At 52.3% G+C, this 1,018-nt stretch carries 1 protein-coding gene; it reads right to left on the bottom strand.

What is annotated here, in order from left to right:
• Window positions 1-30 precede the first annotated feature (30 nt).
• Window positions 31-1,018: group II intron reverse transcriptase/maturase (ltrA, locus tag ACFSR7_RS36485; RefSeq protein ID WP_378169635.1), on the bottom strand; the 988-nt coding region annotated here is incomplete at its 5' end.

Here is a 1,018-nt window from a genome sequence, read left to right as displayed (position 1 = left end):
TCTTCGTCCTTCAGCGTTACGGTACTTTCTTTAGCTGGCGAGTTTCTTTAGTCCTGCTGACTGTGCCGCCATGGCGGCTTCCCTGGACTTGCTGTGTTTCTTACGACGGTTGCGCTTCTTGTTCCAGAACAGCATGAGGCATTTTCGGATGTACCAGTCGATTTTGTTCAGGAATGGGTCGGCAAAGGAATCAAGCGCGTAGTAGTTCTTCCACCCCTGTATCTTGGGGTTCAGTTCCGCCACCATCTGGTTCATCGTCCAGTACAGGCGATTTCTCGGCTCGGTCGCTTCCTTCACCTTCTGCCTCATGCTCTGCATCGCTTTCTTAGACGGGTAACTGCGGAGGATAGACACCGTTTTGTTCCCTTTCAGCTTCTTCGGTATTTTCCGGTGATGCATCCCCAGAAAATCGAACCCCTGCTTATCGTCCCACAGGTTGATGAGCTTCGACTTTTCCCTGTTCATCTCGACTTCCAGCTTTCCGAATACCGCCTTGAGCACGTCAATCGCTCTTAGCGCTTGTTCCTTGGTTTTGCACAGGATCACAAGATCATCGGCATATCTCACCATCGTTCCCGTCTCTGCGAACTTCTTCTCCCAGATGGTATCCAGGTAATTCAAGTACAGATTCGAAAGTAAGGGTGAAATGACGCCGCCCTGCGGACTTCCCAAGTCGGTTTCGTGAAGCTGATCATCTTTCACGAATCCTGCTTTCAGCCACTGTCGGATCAGCTTCAGCACCCTTCGGTTACTGATCCGCTGCTCCACCAGTTGCATCAGTTTGTCATGGGCAATGTTGTCAAAGTAGCCGCAAATATCGATGTCGACCACCCAGTAGACGCCTTTCTTCACCGCTCGACGGATATGCCGGATCGCACCGTGCTGGCTGCGCTTGGGTCTGAATTCGTACGAGCAGTCTTTGAAGTCAGCTTCGAAGATCGGCTCCACCACGATTTTCGTCGCCATTTGCACGACTCTGTCCCGGATCGCCGGAATGCCCAGCGGTCGCATCTTGCCG

The sequence above is a fragment of the Cohnella sp. GCM10020058 genome (genome assembly GCF_042683485.1).
Lineage (GTDB): Bacteria > Bacillota > Bacilli > Paenibacillales > Paenibacillaceae > Cohnella.
The sequence above is the reverse complement of the archived record's forward strand: the minus strand, read 5'-3'. Positions and strand labels throughout refer to the sequence as shown.